The following is a 796-nucleotide window of genomic DNA, read 5'->3' as shown; positions in this document are numbered from 1 at the left end:
CACGCGCTGGCGCTCGCCGCCGGACAGCTCGGCCGGCCGGTGCTGCACCCGGCCGCCCAGCCCCACGGCGGTGAGCATCTCGACCGCCTGCGCCACGCAGTCGGCATACGGCATGCGGCGGATGCGCAGCGGCATGGCCACGTTGTCCTGCGCGCTGAACTCCGGCAGCAGGTGGTGGAACTGGTAGATGAACCCGAGGTGCTGGTTGCGCAGCTGGCCCTGCCGGTCGGCCGAGAGCGTGTCGAAGGCCTTGCCCTGCAGCTGCACGCTGCCGGCGGTGGGCGCATCCAGCCCGCCCAGCAGGTGCAGCAGCGTGCTCTTGCCGGAGCCCGAAGCGCCGACGATGGCGAGCGTCTCGCCGGCATGCACATCCAGGTCCACCCCTTGCAGCACGGTGACGTCCAGGCGGCCTTCGGTGAAGCGCTTGGTCAGGCCCCGGGCCTGCAGGACCACCGGCCCGCGGGCGGCGGCAGCGGCATGGGGCGCGGCGGCGCCGGGCGTGGACAGGTCATTCATAGCGCAGGGCCTCCGCGGGGCTCACGCGGCTCGCGCGCCAGCTGGGATAGAGCGTGGCCACAAAGGCCAGCACCAGGGAAATGATGCCGATGGGCACGATGTCGCTGCTTTGCGGCTCGCTCGGCATCTTGCTGATGAGGTAGATGTCCTTGGGCAGGAAGCTCGCGTTCAGCGCGTGCTCGATGGCCGGCACGATCACGTCGATGTTCACCGCGATCCCCAGGCCCAGCAGCAGGCCGGCCAGCGTGCCGATGACGCCCACCATCGCGCCCTGCACCAC

General features: G+C 71.2%; 1 protein-coding gene and 1 pseudogene. Both read right to left on the bottom strand.

Going from position 1 to position 796, the window contains the following annotated elements; genetic code table 11:
* On the bottom strand, positions 1-516 hold a 516-nt coding region (locus AC27IO_RS24965; RefSeq protein WP_498741310.1), incomplete at its 3' end, for an ABC transporter ATP-binding protein.
* Positions 509-796: pseudogene (locus AC27IO_RS24960) on the bottom strand (lipoprotein-releasing system transmembrane subunit LolC); the annotation flags it as partial. The pseudogene AC27IO_RS24960 and the gene AC27IO_RS24965, both read right to left, overlap by 8 nt.

The organism is Acidovorax sp. KNOB132 (assembly GCF_057541515.1).
The sequence above is the reverse complement of the archived record's forward strand: the minus strand, read 5'-3'. Positions and strand labels throughout refer to the sequence as shown.